The organism is Flavihumibacter sp., assembly GCF_036676075.1.
GTDB lineage: Bacteria > Bacteroidota > Bacteroidia > Chitinophagales > Chitinophagaceae > Flavihumibacter.
In genome coordinates, this window is sequence record NZ_JAKFDQ010000010.1 from 429302 (window position 1) to 449713 (window position 20412).

Consider the following 20412-nt stretch of genomic DNA (forward strand, 5'->3'; position numbering starts at 1 on the left):
ATAATAACAAGTTACACCCTAAACCACCACCAGCTCATAAAAATCCTTGGGATCAAGATATTTATTGGCTAATATCTGCAGCTCAGTAGCAGGAATGGTTTTGATGGTCTCAATGGTTTTATAGAAAAAACTTTCATCAAGGTCATTAAGAATAATATTCTTCCATCTTCCAATAATATGGAATGGGCCATCAAGGTCACCTAGTATAGTACCCATAAGGTAATTGCGAACCAGCATCAGTTCATCTTCCTCAACCAGTTCATTTCGCAACAATTCCATCTCTTTATATACTTCTGTGATGGTTGCTTCTGATACATCCCGGCCAGCTTCAGTTGAAACCATCCATGCTCCCTGCTGGATATGGTTTTGCAGATAACTGTAGATGCCATATGTATAACCTTTGTCCTCCCGGATATTATTCATCAGCCTTGCACCAAAAAAACCTCCAAACAAAGCATTCAACACCTGTACTCCAAAGAAATCCGGATGATGACGATTGGGGAAATCCCTTGCCAATCGGATTGCACCCTGCACGCCGTTGGGGTCATTGATGATGCGATACTTTTTTTCTTCGGCAGGCTTGGTGATATGTATACGTTTCAGCGTTTCATTATTATGCAGGGGAAGATCTCCGAAACTAGCATCAAGCTGCTCAAAAATATTTGGTGGAAGTCGACCCGCCACAAAAATGATGCATTTCCCATTCTTATAATACTTGTCATAGAATGCCTGTAACGAATTACGGTCCAATGCTGCAAGGTCTTCAAATCGACTATACCTTCCATATGGATGATCAAATCCAAAGAGATATTCATCAATCAGTCGATTGGCTACGAAATCATTCTTCTTCAGATTCACTTCTAGCCGCTGGCGGTTGTTTTGCTGGTATAAGGCAAGTTCTTCCTGGGGAAAAACAGCATCTGTTACGAGCTCCCTTACAACAGGTAATAACTTGTCGAGATGCCGGGTTAAACTATGCAGGTTGATAGTAGCCGTTTCATTATAACAGGCCCGACTAAGCGCAGCACCATAATAATCAAAATGCTCATTGATCTCAAATGCAGTTTTCTTACTTGTTCCGTTCTTAAGGAGAAAGTTGGTGGCAGGAGCAACAAGGTTCTGTTCCTCATACCAGTTGCCGGCCCAGAATACCCACTCCACCTGTATCACTTCTTCTGCACCTGCATTCACTGCATATACTTCCACACCATTCCGTAGCACATATTTATCATAAGGCTTTAACCGGAGATCAAATTCTACGGCATCTTTTATCGGCGGTGCTATTTTGCGATTGATCATTTTCTTGTTTTAAACTTCTGAATTCTCTCTCCATCCCTCCATCCCTCCACATCATCCTTTCGCCCTGTAATACAGTGTATGGCTGTTTGTTTCTTCAAATATTTTTCTGCTCTCCTGAAGGATGTCATCGGCTGTTACCGAAAAGTATTGCTCTAACTCTGTGTTCATCAGGTTGGCATCTCCCAATAATTCATAATAGGCAAGGCTCGCGGCCCGGTTCATTACCGTCATATCTTCGAACGCCATCGTACTTTCTGTCTTGTTCTTGACCTTCTCCAGTTCAGCAACCGTAACTCCCTCCTGCTGCAGTTTCTGCAGTTGTTCCATCACGGCCGCCTCTGCTTTCTCGGGTGCTACCCCTTTTACAAGCTTGCCATCAATGCAAAGCAATCCCGCATCCGATGACCCGAAATGATAACAGTCTACATTAGTGAAAAGCTGCTGCTCTTTAACAAGCGACTGGTACAATCGTGATGATGCCCCGCTTCCCAGAATATCCGTGATCAGGTCTACCGGGTAATACCTTGGATCCATTCTTGAAGGCATATGCCAGGTCTTTAAAAATGCATCCACAGGCACTTCTGCTGTTATATCCATTCGACGCGCCTCGCGCTGCTCGGGCTCAACCGGAACATTGCGCAGATAACGCTGGCCGGCGGGTATATCCCCAAACCATTTCACCGCCAGCTCATAAATCTGCTCGGTTACAATATTACCCGCAACAACAAGTATCGCGTTAGCAGGGGTATAGTGCTTGAAGAAAAACTTTTTCACATCATCCAGACTTGCCTGCTCTATATGTTTTAATTCTTTCCCGATCGTCATCCATTTATACGGATGCTGTTCATAGGCCATCTCGCGCATCTTGAACCACACATCACCATAAGGCTTATTTATATAGTGCTCCTTGAACTCTTCACACACTACCTTGCGTTGCACATCCAGGCTCTTCTTACTGAAGGCCAGGCTAAGCATGCGATCACTCTCCAGCCAGAAAGCAGTTTCAATATTTGCTGCCGGCAACTGGCAATAATAATTGGTGAGATCATTGGTGGTATATGCATTGTTCTCGCCACCTGCCTTCTGCAACTCATCATCATACTCGGCAACATTAATACTGCCGCCAAACATCAGGTGTTCGAATAGATGCGCAAAACCGGTTTTGGAAGGATCCTCATCCCTTGAACCAACATCATATAAAACGTTCAGTACTGCCATTGGAGTAGATGGGTCTTCATGCACCAATACCTTTAATCCGTTAGGCAATACAAATCTTGAAAACTGGATCATATTCTAATGATGCGCTGTTTGAAGCGCGACTGCAAATTTACAGGGGAACTGGCTCACTTCTTCTTCAAAATATTACCAACCCGCATAAAGAGTTCTTCAAGATCGCCATCCTTCTTGCGAACCACCAGGAATTTAAGGCGAACACCCGGCTGCTGTAACATATTACGATATACCTGGATATTCCTCGACATATTATTCTCAATGGCAATAATGATATCCCCTTCCATAAAACCTGCTGCCTCAGCAGGAGATCCTTTCATAATATCTGTCACTGTCACCTGTCCATCAATATAATAGAAGCCCAGTCCGGTATACGCGTAATCAAAGGGCTCGCGGAAATGCTTGTTGGGCATCAGGTAGATATCCCGTCTTTCATAATTGAGGATCACATTAAACCTACGCAACAGGTCATTACCGATCAAACCTCCGAGGTAGGGATAGGAGGTGACATTGAACTCGTCTTCGAAGATAAAAGTGGGGATTTTTCTAAACCTGTAAGGTCCGATCCTGAACTCCTTGAGGGTTGTTAATTTCATCGTGGTCTTACCCCCGAGCCCTTCCGCCTGTGTGTTCAGCACCCTCTTTTTCTTGCTGAAAAGACTGCTGTCATTCACAAAGTCTTCCGTGAAAAGCAGGCAGAGCCCCGCTCCTGTATCAAAAAAAAACCTTGAAGTAACATCCCTTTCCTCCTTCAGGCGATTGGTCACCACCGGTATAGTAGCCAGCGTTGGTTTTATCAGGTGACCGCCTTTCGGATATTTCATATATCCCTTGGTATAAATAAACAAGCGAGTGGTGTCATAGTCAACTTTTACAATATATCTGGAGAGGAAACTATATCCAATAATTCCATCGATCCGTTCTCCATATACGCTTGTAAGGATATCATAATCATTAATATGAAAATTAAGGCTGTCTACCTGCAACCCGGGAAAATACAGCGTATGGTTGTTGGCAAAACGGACAGTTTTTAATCCGGCTATTCCCCTGATCGTGCGGTCGCTGGCCACTGTCGGGATCTTCAACTCCTGCACAGTGGTGGAATCAAGGGAAATGCCCCCACTGCCGGTGTCAAGGATAAAATTCAACGAGTCGGGATAATTGTCAAGCTTTGCACGCAGCATTACAACCCCCCCGCTATACTGACGGAAAGGAAAGCTGGTAATTAATCTGGATGGTGGCTGTGAAAAATACTCCTGCGCAGCCGCTGGCTGGCCTCCGGTACAGATTAAGATCAGGTGGCAAAATATGGCAAGTAAATAACGCACTATATGAATTTACAATCTTAAACCACGTTTTGTGCGCCACTGGTCATAAATTTGTGCCTCAATCACACAAGCACCATGGAATTGTCCGAGCTCTACCGTAAAGCACTCAATTTTGAATTTCTTTCTGTTGAAGAAGGGGTTCACCTCTTTCACCATGCTCCATTGACAGATCTGATGCACGTTGGGGATGAACTTAGAAAAATACAAGTGCCCCATGGTAAGGTGACGTGGATCATTGACCGCAATATGAACACCACCAATGTTTGTATCGCCAATTGTAAATTCTGCAATTTCTACAGGGTTCCCGGGCATCCTGAAGCTTATATTACTGATATCGAGACCTATAAAACCAAGATCGCAGAAACCTTCCGGTATGGGGGCGAACAGTTGTTGCTGCAGGGAGGACACCACCCTGACCTTGGACTCGATTATTATGTGAACCTCTTCCGCCAGTTGAAAGAACTTTTCCCCGACCTGAAACTTCACACGCTGGGACCACCCGAGGTGGCGCATATAGCCAAGATCTCTAAAAAATCGCATGCTGAAGTGCTTACTGCTTTGAAAGAAGCTGGGATGGACTCACTCCCTGGCCCGGGTGCGGAAATCCTTATTGATAGGGTTCGCAGGCTTATCAGCAAAGGAAAATGTGGCGCGCAGGAATGGCTTGATATCATGCATGAAGCACATAAGATCGATCTCACTACTTCAGCCACCATGATGTTCGGACATGTGGAAACAATTGAAGAACGGATGGAACACCTGGTTAAACTCCGCGAGGTGCAATCACGCAAACCTGCGCACGTAAAAGGTTTCGTGGCCTTCATACCATGGACCTTCCAGGATGTTGACACACTACTTGCACGTATCCGTGGAGTGCAGAATCTTACCACTGCAGAAGAATATATCCGGATGATAGCGATCAGTCGCATCATGCTTCCAAATGTGAAAAATATCCAGGCAAGCTGGCTTACTGTTGGTAAAGATGTGGCACAGTTATGCTTACACGCAGGTGCCAATGATTTCGGAAGCATCATGATCGAGGAGAATGTAGTAAGTGCAGCAGGGGCGCCCCACCGCTTCACCTATAAGAGCATTCAGGAAGCTATCCGCGAAGCCGGATTTGAACCTCAGCTCCGTAACCAGCAATATGAATTCAGGGAACTCCCCGAAATGATCGAAGAACAAATCATTAACTACTAAATCTCACCTCTTACCTGTTACATCTTACCTCTTACCTGTCTGCTACCTGTATCGCAGATGTAACGAAACTATATTCGCCTGCAACGTATTGCTTCTGGTATAATGGCCATATCTCAGCTCCAGCATATTGAAGTGCTGCCAACCGAATAAGCCCCCCGGAGGTGAAAGCCTTATCCCGGCACCATAGAAATGACTATTGAATGCAGACAGGTCAGGGTTACTGGTGAAGAACTCCGATCCCACTTTATGCTCCCGGTAAGGCTTGTAATAATCCACCTCCGTCTGACGGTAATAACGGTAAAACGGACTCAAAGAAAAGAAGTTGTTGAGCTTGATAGCCGTTTCAATATTGGCCGTATGTGCCTTAAGTCCCCAGTCATCAAAATAATACCGGTAATAGCTTCGAATAATAAATTTATCACCGAAAAAGTAATTAGCCCTTGCACCTATCGGCACCTTAAATCGACTCGACGGCAAATGCTCTACATGCACAGCCCCATCTTCTGTATACACGCGGTTGAATGGCAGGGAGAGAAAGCCATCCTGTTGAACCAGATCAAGAAGAAAAGCCAGTTGCAGGCGCTGGTTCACGATCTGCGACCACGACAATGCAACACTATAACTATTACGGGCAGCCGAACCTCCCTTTTGGGCATTGGGATCCTCGCTTCCCCTTAACTCAACGGGATAGATCAGGCTGACGCGGTCCATATAGGCCTGACCTTTAGCATTGAATTCACCCATTCTGTTCCTGGTCTTCTTTGTCACATGTGCATTCACACCAATTGAGAAATAATCATATTCCGAGGAAGCAGAAACACCCACGCCAAATTCTGTACCCTTCTTTTCATTCTCCCTGCTGAATGAAAAAGATGGATATACCCTGTTGTCGGCATATGAGGCAGAGGATATCGTTTTTGGATCTATCTTATCGGATGATGCCGAAGTATAGTTATCAATTCCAACTTCGCCTGTCCACACCTGCTTACGATCTTTTCTGTCGTAGCGGATTAGTTTTATATCTAAGGTATTGGAGATATCAGTAAGCTTCTGTGAACCAATGCCGCCGGTTACCGCATCCCTTTCACCATCCTGGTGGTAATAACTGGATACCAGATTGATTTCATCAATTTTTAGTTTGCGGGAACGGTACGATGAATCATTTGCAGGACCCTGTTGCGAAAATGCAGCCAGCAAACCAAGATATAATCCAATAACGGTAAGACAGATTTTCTTCATAAATGTTTTGCTTGAACTTGATACCAGGAATAATTAATTACAGCCACAGCCACCACCCGACTTGCCGGCATTGGCTCCGGATGCACCTTCACGGTAAGACTGGAAGCTGAGTTCCGTTCGCTCGATCTTACGATTTGCCAGTATCATTTCAGCGTCATTAAGCCTGCTCTTCTGGTATTCCTTTACTGCTGAACAACTCGTGAACAATGAAAGGATAATAGCCATGGAAAGTGTAAAAATGATTTTCGGTTTCATATAACAGTTATGTTCTTTGAGGTGTATACTTTTTGCTGCTCATCAATGATGATACAAGCCATCTGATTCATCTGGTTAATAAGATCAAGTCCAACCTTGATACCCATCACCATCACGGGAGTGGCCATTGCATCCGCCAGCTCGGCAATCGGACTGATTATGGTAACACTTTTTATTCCGGTTACCGGATATCCTGTTCGGGGATCTATGGTATGAGAATAGCGTTTACCCCCAATAGTTATAAACTTTTCATAGTTGCCTGAAGTTGCTACCGACATGTCCGTGATGTTAATATAGGAGAATGGCTTACCGGCACTGTCAGGATCTGCGATACCAATGGTCCATGGATTTCCATTTGGTTGGTTTCCCCAGGTAGTGAGATCACCGGATGCATTAACGATACCATTTTTCACACCAGCCCCGGTTAGCACCTGCTTAGCCCTGTCAGCAGCATAACCTTTCCCAATACCGCCGAAGCCTATACGCATACCTTTTTCTTTAAGAAATATTGTTCCCCCAACTTCATCCAGGATTATGTTATGGTAATTTATCAGGCGCACCATTTCTTTTGCAGTATCCCGATCTGGAAGCTCCTTAAGGCTGGTATCAAAATTCCATAAACGTTTGTCGATTGATCCATAGCTTAAATCAAATGCTCCCTGCGTAAGAGCGGAAATTCGTTGAGCTCTTTTCACCAGTTGAAAAAATTCTTCATTTACTTTTACCGGTGCTATGCCCGCCATTTCATTTATCTGGTTGGTCAGACTTTTCTCATTGAAAGTTGTTAGTAGCTGTTCAATCCGACGTATCTCTGAAACAGCCAGTTCTATCATCTCTTCCGCGTCAGCCATATTTCCGGCTTCAACACTAATATCAAACCTGTTCCCCATGAGTTTCAGGGAACGCCTGTAGAGGTTCCTGTCAATTGCCTGGAAAGTATCAGTTAGCTGCAAGGCAAGCCTGATTTAATTGTGCAACAAAAGATGCCGCATCACCTTCAGGAAGTCCCTCCCATTTTTTCAGGACCTTGCCATCCGCAGACAATAACAAGGTAAGTGGAAAGTCACCTTCAGGATTGTACTTCTCGGCAAGTTTATTATTATGCTCCTGCCGGTCCTTTGGCAACTGGAACTTCTTTCCCCTTGGAAAATCTGCATTCACAAGGACCAGCTTTTCATCTGCAAATTTTTTAAACGTTTCATCCGCAAAAACCTGTTTCTTCAAACGGATGCAGGGAGCACACCAGTCTGAGCCGGAAAAATTCAGCAGGATCAGTTTATTTTCCTGCTTCGCCTTCACCTGCGCCTTCTGCATATCATTACCCCAATCTGTAAAGGAATAAAGGCCTACCATTACAGCTAATAACATGATCAGTCTCATCGGATACAATTTGGTATAAAATTGGAGGAATTATAGGTACAACCGATGTGATAATTATCACGTCTATATCCGGAGCGGCCAATAAAATTTAAAATCCCGCATATTTAACACGATGCCAACAATGAAACTTACCCAACCTTCGCTGGCGCTATGCCTGCTGCTGGATGCAGTTGGATATTTCACCTACGCGATGCCCTTCCTGGGCGAGTTTGGTGACCTGGTATGGGCGCCCATATCCGGACTGATCTATTATAAACTCTTTGGGGGATGGAGAGGTGCACTTGGTGGATTTTTCTCCTTTGCAGAAGAGATCCTTCCTTTCACTGATTTCATCCCGACTTTCACACTGGGTTACATCGCACAACGACTGGGCAGGAAAAAGCCACAGTCGGGGATGGTAACTGTGGCGAAATAATACAAATAAAAAAACCCGGCAAATCGCCGGGTTTCTTTTTTATTAAGGTTGTTTAGCCCACCACAATGGTGTGAGCACTTCGTCGGGTCCGCCCAGGAATCCTACTGCCTGTGCGTAGCCGGCAGCATTGCTTGCCGGAAGGCTGGAAGGATACTTAAGACGTTGCGGGAAGAAACGCTTGTTGGATGTCATATAATTAGCAGCCGTAAGATCAGGCATATTCACCAACGGATTCTCTATTGCCGGGTTCTCAAAGAATGGCAATCCTAAACGACGGTGATCACTCCATGTTTCCAACGGCAACCATGGCGTCTGGGCAATGAACTTCTGTGTTATGATCTTTGTCAGCAGGTCATTCCTCACAGTACCATTCTTATACAGATTGTTTACAGGATACTTGATCTCAACTGTACCAGGCGTATTTGTATATCCATCTGTAAATTTCATGGTATGGGTAGCAGGGGGCTCAACAGTATGTGCCCAGCTTACAGAAGTACCAGCATTGTTGTAATCAGTAGATGCTTTATAAGTGGAAGCAAAACTGGATACACCCCAATAGGCAAAACTTGCATCTATACCGGCTTCATAAGCTTCCTGGCCGCTCATTGGAACTGTCCAGTTTCTTACAGCCGCTTCAGCCAGCAGGAAATAGGTTTCCCATGGAGCAAAGAAGATGCGCTTGTTAGTGCTGTTTCTGAACTTATTGGCATGGCGTGGAATAGTACCAGTATATGCCCTTACCTGGTTCTTGGAACCTTTCACACCCCAGTCACCATTAACAGGAGCATTCCAGGTATATTTAGCATCCAGTGTCTTCACAACTGCACCAGCTGCATCAACCAGGTTACGAACAGTTGTTTCAGCTGTATTATCCCAGGAAGGATAGCCGTTGAATTCTGGGTTATTGAAATCACCCGGAATGATATAGGCTTTATATGCACGTGGATCAATAGCGTTAGGTAAACCATCCAGCCAATATCCTGCGGTAGGATCATTGGTCATCATCGTGAAATGATCCTGGAATTTTAAACCTACATAATCAGCAGGTTTAATATTAGCATGCATAGCTGCCGGAACCTGGTCTGCAGTTTTTACACCACCTAAGCCTTTCACAAGATTATTCATAGTAGCGGAAAGCATAAAAGAATTCCACTCCCTTGTCATAACACCTGTAAGTGAGTTCCAGCTATTCGGCATTTCTGCAACCTGGAAAGTTTCTCCATCAGCTGTAAGCAATGGTAAAGCTGCTGCTGCTTCAAACTCTGCTTTTGCTTTCGCCGGATCAGCTTCTGAAAGGCGCATAGCAAGACGAAGGCGCATGGAGTTAGCATACTTTTGCCATTTCGCATAATCAAAGCCGTAAGCCTGATCAAATTTGGTTTCGGGCTTGGCAGCTTCCAGGTCAAGCTTTGCAGAGGCATCCTTCAATTCTTCCAGCATGAAATAATAAACTGTTTTCACATCTGAGAATTCAGGGTTTACACCCTGGAAGGCATTGATGGGAATAGGACCGAAGTTATCGGTAAGTTCACTCATCAGGTAAGCTCTCCATATTCTGGAAATCTGTAAAAGGTTGTTCGAGTATGGTTTAATATTACCATCTGCGATTTGCTTTTCCGCAACCTGTACACCTGAGTTGATGGCATTCAACCAACCACCAAGATATCCTCCACCATAGTAATCACTGGACCAGCCATCATTGTAACCACCAGACGAAATTCCACCACCAAATTGCTGCCTTCCGGCTGTTTTCCAGTATAACACGAAAATTCGTTCAGCAATATGCGGATCCTGCTGGGCCCCAATAAGGGAGTTGTTGATAAAGTATTCCACCTGTACCTGGTCTTCCGTAACCAGTTGCGGATCCGTATTGACCTCTTCAAACTTGCTGCACCCGCTGAAAAGGGTAGCACCAAGCAGGAGGCCTCCGGTATATTTAATAATTCTTTTCATATCAATTTTTTGAATAATTATTGTCAAATATTAAAACCCGAGTGCTAAAGTGAACAGGAATGAGCGCATCGTTGGGAATGCTCCGCTTTCAAAACCAACAGCATTGGTTCCGGTAGCAAAAACAGATTCCGGATCGATACCATTCAAATGACTCGTGATCATCCACACGTTGTTGCAGGAAGCCTGGATTTTTGCAGATTGCAAAGGCGACTTACCCAGCAAACTCTTGGGCAGACTATAACTCAACTGTACGTTTCTAAGGCGCACATTGGTAGCATCATAAAGATACGCCTCTCCAACACCTAAATTGTTCAGTGTTGCAAGCGTTCTCCAATAAAGTTGCTGTGAAACACTCACAGAGTTTTTTGAAGGTGCACCGTTAGCATCGAGGATCACACCATCAGCAACAAAATCTTCTCTTTGTCCGCCGGGAGCAGTAACTGCTGCAACACCACTTGACTGGAGACTAACATTGGAAGCAGAAAATATCTCACCACCAATACGAGCATCAATCAGGAAGCTGAATCCAAAATTCTTGTAGCTGAACGTGTTTGTAACGCCCAACAGCCCTTTCGCCTGCTGGTTACCCAATTTAACGATCTGAGGATCACGCTGTGGAAGACCAGCAGCAGTTAAGATCGGCTGTCCAAAAAATGGACTGGCCTCATCTTTTACCCTCAGCAAACGGGTACCATAAATATCACCATATAATCCACCTGCTTCTGCCCTGATAAACAGATCATCAAATGCCCCGAGTGTATAGGTGTTCACCCCTTTATCTCCTGCAATATCAATGATCTTGTTTTCATTCTTGGAATAGTTGGCCATGATGGTCCACATGAGCGACTTGCTATTGGTAAGGATCCTGAAGTCGGCCATTAATTCAATACCCTTATTCTGGATATCACCGGCATTCACCATCATATTATTATAACCACTCAATGGATCCATTGGGATCGCGATCAACTGGTTGGTGGCATTCGACTTATACCAGGAGAAATCCAAACCCAGGCGGTTGTTAAAGAACCTTGCTTCAGCACCGAATTCCAGTGATTTGATCAATTCACTCACTACATTAGGATCCCTGAGTGTTCCGTTTCTCCATGCAGTAGTATGGGAGAGAGGACTCTGCCCGATTACATATCCGTTGTACAGGCTATATGGCTCAAGGTCATTACCCACTTCCGCATAAGATCCGCGAAGCTTAACATAGCTCAACCAGCTTGGAATATTTGATCCCATCTTTTCCATCATGTCGGTAAGCACATAGGAAAGACTGAATGATGGGTAGAAATATGAACGGTTTGCCTTGATCATAGCAGAAGACCAGTCATTCCGGAATGTCGCATCCAGGTATAGATAACCATCATAATTCACACCAACAGAACCATACAATGAGTTGATCTTTTTATGATAAACACTTTGTCCCACACCGGGAGCACTACTGCCATTTCCAAGTGAGAACACATCAGGTACCGCAAGTGATCCCACGTTTACGTTGATGGAATTTGATTGTCTGTCCATCAGGTTACCACCCAGCGTTACAACGCCACCAAACTTACCAAACACATCATCCTTTCTTGCATTAACAAGGAAGCTGTAGTTAGTTTCTTTAAAGGTCTGTTTGCCTTCTGAATAAGCGTTTGCCCTGTTACTACCTGCATACACTTTTGATTGAGTACTTGTAGTATAAATATCTGCACCACCCTTAACTTCCATATCCAGCCAGTCAGTGAATGCATATTTTACAGACCCGTTGAGGAGGAATCGGTCACGTGCATCCTGGTTCAGATTATACGCTGAGTTCCAGTATGGGTTATTCTGCCATCCTGGTGCGCCAGGGTACCAGATCATCTTACCAAACTCATCTTTTGCTGCACTGAAATCACGGATATCCAGGCTGCGAGGAAGTGTGTAGAGCGTAAAGATATTGCTCACATCACGACCATTGATCGGCCTGTTTATACCAGTGGTATTGTTGTAGGCAATCTTCATATCTGTAGTCCAGCGATTATCTTTTCCAAACCTGCTTACAGCACGTGTGGTAAGATTGGTTCTTTCGAGTTTATTATTTGGAATGATACTCTTATCATCCCAACGGCTGATAGAGGAATAAACTGAAGTAGAACCAAATTGCTGCTGGAAAGAAAGGTTATAATTCTGCGTTGTTCCGTTTCTAAGGAAATTATCAACGTTATCATGACCAATGGTGAGAGGTGCCTGTGAGCCATCCCATTTTGTAACTGTCTGTCCTTCTGCTTTAGGTCCCCAGCTCAGTGTGCTTGTAGGATCAAAAATGCCATCCAGACCCTGTCCATAAGTGTCCTGCATTTCTGGTCGAATGAATATGCTTTCAATACCCTGAGTGGTAGAGAACATAATTCCCAGACCATTCTGTTTCTTACCAGACTTGGTTGTAATAAGAATAACACCATTACCAGCGCGTGAACCATAAAGCGCCGCGGCTGATGGTCCTTTCAAAACAGACATGCTTTCAATATCATCTGCACTGATATCACCCAGACCATTACCACGATCATAACCAGCGCTCCAGTATCCATTCTCAGTAGTACCAGTAAAGTTGTCAATGGGAATACCATCAACAACGATCAATGGCTGGTTTGTTCCGGTAAGAGAAGTATTACCTCTAAGAACGATCTTGGAAGATCCACCGGCACCATTGCTTGAACGCACAACCTGCAAACCGGCTACCTTACCGGATAAAGCATTGGCAAGGTTTGTTTCCTTGGTATCTGCAAGCGTAGATCCCTTGATCTCCTGCACCGCATAACCAAGAGATTTTTTCTGACGCTTAATACCAAGTGCTGTTACTACAACCTCGTTCAGGTTGCCACTACCGGCTTCCAGCACAACGTTATAAACACTTTCAGCCCCGATAGCAATTTCCTTGTTACTGAAATTTACGGAGCTGATCAACAGAACAGCATTAGCCCTCGATATGGCGATCGTGAAATTACCATTATCATCGGTTGAGGTACCATTTGAGGTTCCCTTTTCAAGAATGGAAGCGCCTGCTACAGGGGCTCCCTGGTTGTCTCGGACTGTCCCGCTGACAGTTTTTTGCTGCGCCATTGTTACGGCCGCGCAAAAACTCAACATCAGGAACAGCAACAACCGTTGAGTCGTTCTTTTCATTTGCAGATCATTTTGATTTTATAATTAGTAAGTGGTCGCATTTTTATTACTGGTTCATTACATGATCGGCCAGTATGTTTTCAGTCGGGTCTTTCTCAAAATTCTCAACTACTAATGCGGCAGCGCCAATAAGCTCTGCCTCGGTATTGAAATTGGATACTGTAATTGTTGTATATGCTGCAAGCCTTGGAATACAATAGCGGTTCACTGCCTGCTGAACCGGTGCCAGCCAGAGATGCCCTGCCGATGCACCCCTTCCACTTAATACTATCAACTCCGGATTAAGTATGTGAATTAAGATGGCAATCCCTCTTCCTATATTATACGCTATCTCTGATAATAGTTCTACAGCAAACTGGTCACCTTTTACTGCCGCGCCAATGATGACACTGCATGCCTCTTCATAATCATCCGGAATTTTCTTCAGGATGGACACCCTGCCATTCTTCAGTCCCAGTTTCATTTTTTCTATAACCTCAAGTAAGGAGGCCTCTGTTTCGAGGCATCCACTTTTTCCGCAACTGCAGAGCTTATTATTATTAAACAAAGGCATATGGCTGAATTCACCCGCAAAGCCATTATATCCACGGAATAATTCACCATTGATGATCATGCCTAATCCCACCCCCCAGTTAGTATTAATGACCATCGCATTATTCTTTCCGCGTGCTGCCCCCAACTTAAATTCTGCAAGGGCAATCAAACTTGAATCATTGTCGATGAATACCGGTAAACCTAATTCCTCTTCTAAATGACTAACAATACTCTTTCCATTATTATCGAGATAGGAATAATTAATGCCCTTTCTTACATCAACAAAACCAGGCATACCAATTCCTACACCAATTATTTTATCATAGGATATTCCGGATGCGTCGCAATAGGATTTTATATAGCGGGTGAGTTCTGCAAGGGAATCGGCGTTCTGCTTCAGGTCTATCGGAAATTTATCAGCCTTAACTATCTGTGCATTCTGTAAATCAACCAAACCAATCTTCGTGATCAATTGGTCCATGGCAACGGAAACTACATACATCTTACCCGCCACCAGCGAATACATAAGCGGCCTGCGTCCGCCGGTTGAAGGTGCATATCCTTTCTCTTCTACAATGCCCTCTTCTACCAGCTCTGTCAATATCCTCAACGTCAAGGGCAAACTCCTTTCAATTCGGGTACTGATTTCCGTTCCCGACAATACGCTGCCAAAACAAAGCTCCTTGAGGATCTTTTTCTTGTAATGATCGGTTTTACTGGCCATGCAATCGTTTGAATTCTACATCAATGTTACACAAACTTTTTAAATATTTTAATTAGTTGGCGAAATAATGTTAAAATTTCATGAACTTTTCAAGTTATAGATAAGAAGTAGGGCAATAATGTTGAAACAATGAGGGAAGTCTGGTATATTTACGATAGAGGATCCGGATTTTGTTAAATGGGAGACCCTTAATTAAGGGGGATAAAATGCGTGAAAAAAGCTGGAATGTCTTTAAGTATACAATTGCTCTTTCAAGCCAGGATATTTGCAGATAACTGAGTATGGAGATAAAAAAGAGTAGTGGCAGGATAGCTCAAACCTTTAACCAGCTTGGGTTATGGGCATAAAAAAAGGGGTCAGAATAGAAATTCAACCCCGTTTTTAAAATCCAATATCCTATGAAAAACCAATACAATAATAGAGGTTTTCACTTATATACGCAAGTTTTTTTGAAAATTGCGTAAAACCACGCTATACACTTAATTTTTTACCAGCTTTTCTGTCATCACCCGTCCACTTTCTTTTTGTGTAAGGGTAATAATATACATGCCCTTTTCAATATTGGACATGTCCACTGTTTGTAACCCAGCCTGTAATTGTGTATTGATCCTTACCTTACCTCCCGCATCCGTTATCAGGAGATCAAGCGGCTGCTCTGAACGCACTATCAGCATATTATCAACAGGGTTTGGGTAAAACCTGCAGGTCATATCTCCTGCAAACATTGCCGTCACAGCTTTTGAATACTGATGCAAACCAGACTCCATCAACCACTTTATCCGGTAGGTATTTCGACCCCGATGCGGCTGCTCATCAATAAAACGTCCATAGCCCGTCTCACTCTTCAACACCGCCAAAACTTCAAATTTGTTCATAGTGGGAGACATCCTCTCGATGCTATAAAAACCGCCTTTATCAGGATGATTAATGGTCCATTGTAATTGAACTTTCCCCGAACCCGCAGCAATAGGCTCATCCAGTCGCACCACCAATTGTCCCGCCGCCGCTGAAAGCAACGCCGGTGATGGCGTACCAATACTGGTTTGGGCAGCCAGCCAGCCACCAGGGCATAGCAAAGCCACCAGGAGAAAATGGGTTAGTAATCGCATATTCTGTTCTGGCCTGTGAAGATGTGGAAAAAATGTGAACAATTATTGTGCCGAATGCCTTTTTAACAAGATCTTTATCGCAAACCCATAATTAGCTGCTCAATGATGCAAAACAGGAAGTTCACAAGCCGCAAGAGGATCGCCATGGTGGCTCATGACAAAAAGAAAAAGGAAATGATGGATTGGGCGGAATTCAATAAGGTCATACTGGCCCGGCATGAACTGATGGCAACTGGTACAACCGGCAGATTGCTGGAAGACAGCCTCGATCGCCCGGTAAAGAAATTACTAAGCGGGCCGCTGGGTGGCGATCAGCAGATCGGCGCGATGATCGCCGCGGGAGATATCGATATCCTTATATTTTTCTGGGATCCTATGGAGGCCCAACCCCACGACAGTGATGTAAAAGCACTGCTTCGGGTAGCCATAGCCTGGAACTGCGTAGTAGCATGTGACCCCGCCACCGCTGATTTTGTCCTCAGCTCGCCCCTGATGCAAACTGATTATGAAGCTGTGATTCCAGATTATTCCGGTTACCTCACACGCCAGATTGAAAAATGATCCCCATTATTCCTCTGTCATTCTGATCCCGTCTTCTGTTTTAATTTCGCCACTTTTAGTCTTGCGCAAAAACACCTTATCAAATACAAAGGGACCAAATGGAAGCAGCGCCGCCAGGAAACTCAGGAAGCTGATCTTGAAGGACCACTTGTTTTCCTGTCCCGACATGAAGGCCAGGTAGCAATACCAAACAAACAACACCCCATGGATCCAGCCAGTATAGGTCACGGCTTTGGGAATGCCCATCATGTATTTCATTGGCATGGCAATGCCCAACAATAATAAAAAGGAGATCCCCTCCGCAATGCCCACCTTCCTGAACATTTCCAGTGTACTGCTTTTAGCCATCGGTAAAATTTGTGAGCGCAAAGATAGGCAGCCCAATTCCGATTCCCTTCTCCCTCCCCTATCTTTGTAAAATGCCTTTCCGCCTCCACGCACCATATGAACCTGCGGGCGACCAGCCCGATGCTATCCGAAAACTTACTGAGGGACTAATTGAAGGGGAAGAACACCAAACCCTTCTTGGCGTCACCGGCAGTGGTAAGACCTATACCATCGCCAATGTCATCCAAAATGTTCAGCGTCCCACGCTCGTGCTCACGCATAACAAAACCCTTGTTGCCCAGCTATATGGTGAGTTCAAACAATTCTTCCCCGATAATGCCGTCGGATACTTTGTTTCTTACTACGACTACTACCAGCCCGAAGCCTATATGCCGGTGTCTGATACTTATATTGAAAAGGATCTTGCTATTAACGAAGAACTGGATAAACTTCGCCTGCAGGCTACTTCACAATTGCTCAGCGGCCGCCGTGATATCATCGTTGTGGCATCAGTGAGTTGTATATATGGTATGGGAAACCCAACCGAATTTGAGAACGGTATCGTCCGCATTCATGAGGGACAAACGATTTCCCGCCAGGGTTTTCTTCATAGCCTTGTCAATTCACTCTACACCCGAACGCTGACGGATTTTACAAGGGGTACATTTAGGGTTAAAGGGGATACAATTGATATCAATTTACCCTACCTCGATATTGGGTACCGCATCGCATTCTTTGGCGATGATATTGAAACCATCGAGAGCTTTGAGATACAGACAGGCAAACGAATTGGCAGACTCGAGAACGCTGCCATCTTCCCCGCCAATCTATACCTGGCACCAAAAGACCAGATGCAGCAGGTGCTTTACGAGATCCAGGATGAAATGACAGCACAGGTGGACTATTTTAAATCGCAGGGTAAATTCATAGAAGCGCAGCGTATAAGCGAGCGCGTTAATTATGACCTGGAAATGATCCGGGAACTGGGATATTGCAATGGCGTGGAGAACTATTCAAGATTCTTCGACCGGCGCCACCCGGGAACAAGACCTTTCTGCCTGCTTGACTATTTCCCCAAAGACTTCCTCTGCGTGATAGATGAAAGCCACCAGACCATTCCCCAGGTGAGTGGAATGTATGGAGGAGACAGAAGCCGTAAGCTCAACCTGGTTGAATTCGGATTCCGCCTGCCATCAGCACTTGACAACAGGCCGCTGAATTTTCACGAGTTCGAATCACTGCTCAACCAGACAATCTATGTTTCGGCTACTCCCGGTGATTATGAACTCGAAAAGACAGGTGGCGTTGTAGTGGAGCAGGTAGTACGACCAACCGGTTTGCTGGATCCGCCCATCGAGATCCGCCCAAGCATCAACCAGATCGATGATCTGCTCAATGAAATCGATCTCCGTATCAAAAAAGGTGACCGTGTACTGGTGACAACCCTCACCAAGCGGATGGCAGAAGAAATGGATAAATACCTTCATCGCCTTAATATAAAATCAAAATATATCCACAGCGAAGTGGATACCCTTGACCGTGTTGAGATCCTTCGCCAGTTAAGGCTCGGAGAGATCGATGTGCTGGTGGGTGTTAACCTCTTAAGGGAAGGCCTTGATCTTCCGGAAGTTTCACTCGTTGCTATCCTCGACGCCGATAAAGAAGGCTTCCTGCGAAACGAAAGATCCCTAACGCAAACGGCAGGTCGCGCTGCGCGTAACGTAGATGGACTAGTCATCTTTTATGCCGATACCATGACGGAAAGCATGCAGAAGACAATCGATGAAACGACCCGTCGTCGGGAAAAACAGGTGAGCTATAACCTGGAACATGGCATCACCCCACGAACTGTGATCAAATCAATTGAACAGGTTATGGCGCAGACCTCAGTGCTTGATATCAAGGGGTACGATGTGAAGAATCCTTATGCGCTTGCGCCTGATGGTGAGTTGGTGGCTGTTGCGGAAGAGCAGGAGCAGTATAAAACCATTCCACAGTGGGAAAAAGCTATTGCCAAAACGAAGAAGACCATGGAAAAAGCAGCACGCGATCTTGATTTCATGGAGGCGGCAAGGCTTCGTGATGAAATGTTCCGGATGCAGAAGGAGTTGGAAGAAATGAGGAAATAATATATATTTCAAATATGATCTCCATTGCACTCTACAACCTGAAAGGCGGTGTGGGTAAGACCGCAACCTGCGTTAACTTATCTTATCTCGCAGCACAAGATGGCTATAAGGTTTTGCTATGGGACCTCGACCCGCAAGGCTCTACCTCCTTTTACTACAATGTACAACCGAAAGTAAAAAGCGGCACACAGAAACTGTTTAATGAACAGCTCGACCTGGGAGACCTGATCATGACGACCGACTATGAAAATATTGAGATCATTCCGGCCGACCTCACAGCCCGTAATCTCGAAATTATCATGGAAGAAATGCGCAGCTCAAAACGCCGATTTAAAAGCATACTCTCGCAACTCGAAAAGGAATACGATTTTGTATTCATTGATTGTCCTCCAGGATTTTCCGTATTATCCGAGAACATTTTCCACGCTGCCGAGATAATCCTGATGCCAACTATCCCAACAACTTTGTCTGTGCGGACCTATGAATTAGTAAAAGAATATTTCAAGGAAAAATCACTCGATGAAAGCAAGCTGATGTGCTGCTTTACCATGGTAGACATTCGAAAGAATATGCATAACGAGATCATGGAAGAACTTGTGCGCGACAAAAAATTCTTCAGCAACTATATTCCCTATCTCTCAGATGTTGAAAAAATGGGCAGCTACCAGGCACCATTACACGCCTTCTCCCCTTCCTCCTATGCAGCCAAATGTTATTCAGACCTTTGGGAAGAATTGAAAGAAGGCGTTGTTGCCTGAGGACATTACTCAGCTGTGGTTGGGTCAATAATGGAGAAAACCTGGCTCACAGAATTTGCAGGAAATCCTCCCTGTTTTGCATGCTCCCTCACCATCTCTTCATTAGGTGCATTGTAAATGCAATAGATCTTATCAGTGGTAACATAACTATGCACCCACTGGATCTGTGGACCGAGGTTACTTAATACTCCGCAGGATGTTTGGGAAATTGATTTCAATTGTTCCGGGGAAAGTTTACCGGCACCGGGTATTTCCCTTTCAATTACATATTTAGGCATGGGGTTTATTTTGCCTAATTTAATCAATTATTCGCATGTTTTATTTCTTTAATCCGACTTATTCATGCGGTTCAGCGTATAACTGAAATCTTCATTTCCTATAAGCATATTCCTGTCTTTATCGAGGAAGTAAAAAATATTATCATCAAGCTTTTGGAGATATATGGTAGGCTCCCTGCCTGATTCGAGCGCATAAATGATGGCCCCCGGATTGGTGGCAGATCCTTTTACTATTCGCCATTTACCTTTACGAGGATCATTACGCTGCCTTGCAAATCCCACCAGTTCATAACTACCACCATTTGTTGCAGATGGTTCCGAATAAAGTTTCAACCGCCACTTGATCTTTATACAATCCGTAGACACTTTCTCCTGCAATAAATTTGCGAAATACTTGCAAGGCGTTCTGCCATCAAAAACACCAATCAATACTTTAAAATTGCCAGTATCCCCCTGTGCTATTGCTGGATGCATAAATGCATTGCCCAGAATTGTCCAAATGAAAAATATGAATGTCTTCATGATGCCACTAAATAA

At 44.5% G+C, this 20412-nt stretch carries 19 protein-coding genes; 5 read left to right on the top strand and 14 right to left on the bottom strand.

All coding sequences use genetic code 11. The features are described from left to right. Window positions 1-18: 18 nt before the first annotated feature. Genes V6M43_RS13460 through V6M43_RS13470 form a run of 3 tightly spaced genes read right to left on the bottom strand, consistent with a single transcriptional unit; the run spans window position 19 to window position 3857 of the window. On the bottom strand, window positions 19-1299 hold the full coding sequence (locus tag V6M43_RS13460) for a M16 family metallopeptidase (RefSeq protein WP_332736070.1): 1281 nt from the start codon (window positions 1297-1299) through the stop codon (window positions 19-21). Between the two features lie 51 nt (window positions 1300-1350). Continuing rightward, window positions 1351-2589 (bottom strand): M16 family metallopeptidase, encoded by a 1239-nt coding sequence (locus V6M43_RS13465; RefSeq protein WP_332736072.1) that lies wholly within the window; start codon window positions 2587-2589, stop codon window positions 1351-1353. A 53-nt stretch (window positions 2590-2642) separates the two neighbouring features. Beyond that, window positions 2643-3857 carry an aspartyl protease family protein gene (locus tag V6M43_RS13470; protein ID WP_332736073.1) on the bottom strand — a complete coding sequence of 405 codons (1215 nt, stop codon included), beginning with the start codon at window positions 3855-3857 and terminating at the stop codon, window positions 2643-2645. Between the two features lie 75 nt (window positions 3858-3932). On the opposite strand from V6M43_RS13470, the gene mqnC reads away from it, so the two are divergent. Continuing rightward, a complete protein-coding gene (gene mqnC, locus V6M43_RS13475; protein ID WP_332736075.1) occupies window positions 3933-5057 on the top strand; it encodes a cyclic dehypoxanthinyl futalosine synthase in 1125 nt (374 codons plus the stop codon). Between the two features lie 42 nt (window positions 5058-5099). Here mqnC and V6M43_RS13480 read toward each other — a convergent pair whose 3' ends face one another. From V6M43_RS13480 to V6M43_RS13495, 4 genes are read right to left on the bottom strand one after another with little or no spacing between them, the layout of a single operon-like run. After that, window positions 5100-6296 carry a DUF3570 domain-containing protein gene (locus V6M43_RS13480; RefSeq protein WP_332736076.1) on the bottom strand — a complete coding sequence of 399 codons (1197 nt, stop codon included), beginning with the start codon at window positions 6294-6296 and terminating at the stop codon, window positions 5100-5102. A 33-nt stretch (window positions 6297-6329) separates the two neighbouring features. Continuing rightward, window positions 6330-6551 (bottom strand): DUF4266 domain-containing protein, encoded by a 222-nt coding sequence (locus V6M43_RS13485; protein ID WP_332736078.1) that lies wholly within the window; start codon window positions 6549-6551, stop codon window positions 6330-6332. Then, on the bottom strand, window positions 6548-7504 hold the full coding sequence (locus V6M43_RS13490) for an FAD:protein FMN transferase (protein ID WP_332736080.1): 957 nt from the start codon (window positions 7502-7504) through the stop codon (window positions 6548-6550). The genes V6M43_RS13485 and V6M43_RS13490 overlap by 4 nt, the downstream gene beginning before the upstream one ends. Beyond that, window positions 7491-7931 (bottom strand): thioredoxin family protein, encoded by a 441-nt coding sequence (locus V6M43_RS13495; protein ID WP_332736082.1) that lies wholly within the window; start codon window positions 7929-7931, stop codon window positions 7491-7493. The genes V6M43_RS13490 and V6M43_RS13495 overlap by 14 nt, the downstream gene beginning before the upstream one ends. 121 nt (window positions 7932-8052) lie before the next feature. Between V6M43_RS13495 and V6M43_RS13500 the strand changes: the two genes are divergently transcribed. After that, window positions 8053-8346: a hypothetical protein gene (locus V6M43_RS13500; RefSeq protein WP_332736084.1), complete on the top strand. Its 294-nt coding sequence runs from the start codon at window positions 8053-8055 to the stop codon at window positions 8344-8346. Between the two features lie 42 nt (window positions 8347-8388). Here the strand turns inward: V6M43_RS13500 and V6M43_RS13505 are convergent, their stop codons facing one another. The 4 genes from V6M43_RS13505 to V6M43_RS13520 all read right to left on the bottom strand — a co-directional run bounded on the left by V6M43_RS13505 (window position 8389) and on the right by V6M43_RS13520 (window position 15822). Continuing rightward, window positions 8389-10299 (bottom strand): SusD/RagB family nutrient-binding outer membrane lipoprotein, encoded by a 1911-nt coding sequence (locus V6M43_RS13505; protein ID WP_332736086.1) that lies wholly within the window; start codon window positions 10297-10299, stop codon window positions 8389-8391. Window positions 10300-10329: 30 nt separating this feature from the next. Further along, complete coding sequence (locus V6M43_RS13510; protein WP_332736088.1) at window positions 10330-13455, bottom strand: SusC/RagA family TonB-linked outer membrane protein; 3126 nt, start codon at window positions 13453-13455, stop codon at window positions 10330-10332. 46 nt (window positions 13456-13501) lie between these two features. Further along, window positions 13502-14713 carry an ROK family protein gene (locus V6M43_RS13515; RefSeq protein ID WP_332736090.1) on the bottom strand — a complete coding sequence of 404 codons (1212 nt, stop codon included), beginning with the start codon at window positions 14711-14713 and terminating at the stop codon, window positions 13502-13504. Window positions 14714-15192: 479 nt separating this feature from the next. After that, window positions 15193-15822 (bottom strand): T9SS type A sorting domain-containing protein, encoded by a 630-nt coding sequence (locus tag V6M43_RS13520; RefSeq protein ID WP_332736092.1) that lies wholly within the window; start codon window positions 15820-15822, stop codon window positions 15193-15195. 102 nt (window positions 15823-15924) lie between these two features. On the opposite strand from V6M43_RS13520, the gene V6M43_RS13525 reads away from it, so the two are divergent. Further along, window positions 15925-16383, top strand: coding sequence for a methylglyoxal synthase (locus tag V6M43_RS13525; protein ID WP_039130493.1), 459 nt, complete (start codon window positions 15925-15927; stop codon window positions 16381-16383). A 6-nt stretch (window positions 16384-16389) separates the two neighbouring features. Here V6M43_RS13525 and V6M43_RS13530 read toward each other — a convergent pair whose 3' ends face one another. Continuing rightward, window positions 16390-16731, bottom strand: coding sequence for a DUF3817 domain-containing protein (locus V6M43_RS13530; protein WP_332736095.1), 342 nt, complete (start codon window positions 16729-16731; stop codon window positions 16390-16392). A gap of 71 nt (window positions 16732-16802) precedes the next feature. On the opposite strand from V6M43_RS13530, the gene uvrB reads away from it, so the two are divergent. After that, the gene (uvrB, locus tag V6M43_RS13535) at window positions 16803-18839 is read left to right on the top strand and encodes an excinuclease ABC subunit UvrB (protein ID WP_332736097.1); all 2037 of its coding nucleotides are present in this window, start codon (window positions 16803-16805) and stop codon (window positions 18837-18839) included. Between the two features lie 14 nt (window positions 18840-18853). Next, window positions 18854-19597, top strand: coding sequence for a ParA family protein (locus V6M43_RS13540; protein WP_332736099.1), 744 nt, complete (start codon window positions 18854-18856; stop codon window positions 19595-19597). Window positions 19598-19602: 5 nt separating this feature from the next. On the opposite strand, the gene V6M43_RS13545 is transcribed toward V6M43_RS13540, so the two are convergent. Together V6M43_RS13545 and V6M43_RS13550 are read right to left on the bottom strand one after the other, a co-directional pair. After that, a complete protein-coding gene (locus V6M43_RS13545) occupies window positions 19603-19875 on the bottom strand; it encodes a DUF4242 domain-containing protein (protein WP_039130483.1) in 273 nt (90 codons plus the stop codon). A 48-nt stretch (window positions 19876-19923) separates the two neighbouring features. Further along, the gene (locus V6M43_RS13550) at window positions 19924-20397 is read right to left on the bottom strand and encodes a hypothetical protein (RefSeq protein ID WP_332736101.1); all 474 of its coding nucleotides are present in this window, start codon (window positions 20395-20397) and stop codon (window positions 19924-19926) included. Between the last annotated feature and the right edge of the window lie 15 nt (window positions 20398-20412).

Bases quoted from the DNA above. Each gene is read 5' to 3' on its own strand.
- V6M43_RS13530 (WP_332736095.1), bottom strand. From the start codon at position 16,731: ATGGCTAAAAGCAGTACACTGGAAATGTTCAGGAAGGTGGGCATTGCG.
- V6M43_RS13465 (WP_332736072.1), bottom strand. From the start codon at position 2,589: ATGATCCAGTTTTCAAGATTTGTATTGCCTAACGGATTAAAGGTATTG.
- uvrB (WP_332736097.1), top strand. From the start codon at position 16,803: ATGCCTTTCCGCCTCCACGCACCATATGAACCTGCGGGCGACCAGCCC.
- V6M43_RS13500 (WP_332736084.1), top strand. From the start codon at position 8,053: ATGAAACTTACCCAACCTTCGCTGGCGCTATGCCTGCTGCTGGATGCA.
- V6M43_RS13540 (WP_332736099.1), top strand. From the start codon at position 18,854: ATGATCTCCATTGCACTCTACAACCTGAAAGGCGGTGTGGGTAAGACC.
- V6M43_RS13485 (WP_332736078.1), bottom strand. From the start codon at position 6,551: ATGAAACCGAAAATCATTTTTACACTTTCCATGGCTATTATCCTTTCA.
- V6M43_RS13480 (WP_332736076.1), bottom strand. From the start codon at position 6,296: ATGAAGAAAATCTGTCTTACCGTTATTGGATTATATCTTGGTTTGCTG.
- V6M43_RS13550 (WP_332736101.1), bottom strand. From the start codon at position 20,397: ATGAAGACATTCATATTTTTCATTTGGACAATTCTGGGCAATGCATTT.
- V6M43_RS13510 (WP_332736088.1), bottom strand. From the start codon at position 13,455: ATGAAAAGAACGACTCAACGGTTGTTGCTGTTCCTGATGTTGAGTTTT.
- V6M43_RS13515 (WP_332736090.1), bottom strand. From the start codon at position 14,713: ATGGCCAGTAAAACCGATCATTACAAGAAAAAGATCCTCAAGGAGCTT.
- V6M43_RS13505 (WP_332736086.1), bottom strand. From the start codon at position 10,299: ATGAAAAGAATTATTAAATATACCGGAGGCCTCCTGCTTGGTGCTACC.
- mqnC (WP_332736075.1), top strand. From the start codon at position 3,933: ATGGAATTGTCCGAGCTCTACCGTAAAGCACTCAATTTTGAATTTCTT.
- V6M43_RS13520 (WP_332736092.1), bottom strand. From the start codon at position 15,822: ATGCGATTACTAACCCATTTTCTCCTGGTGGCTTTGCTATGCCCTGGT.
- V6M43_RS13525 (WP_039130493.1), top strand. From the start codon at position 15,925: ATGATGCAAAACAGGAAGTTCACAAGCCGCAAGAGGATCGCCATGGTG.
- V6M43_RS13460 (WP_332736070.1), bottom strand. From the start codon at position 1,299: ATGATCAATCGCAAAATAGCACCGCCGATAAAAGATGCCGTAGAATTT.
- V6M43_RS13545 (WP_039130483.1), bottom strand. From the start codon at position 19,875: ATGCCTAAATATGTAATTGAAAGGGAAATACCCGGTGCCGGTAAACTT.
- V6M43_RS13495 (WP_332736082.1), bottom strand. From the start codon at position 7,931: ATGAGACTGATCATGTTATTAGCTGTAATGGTAGGCCTTTATTCCTTT.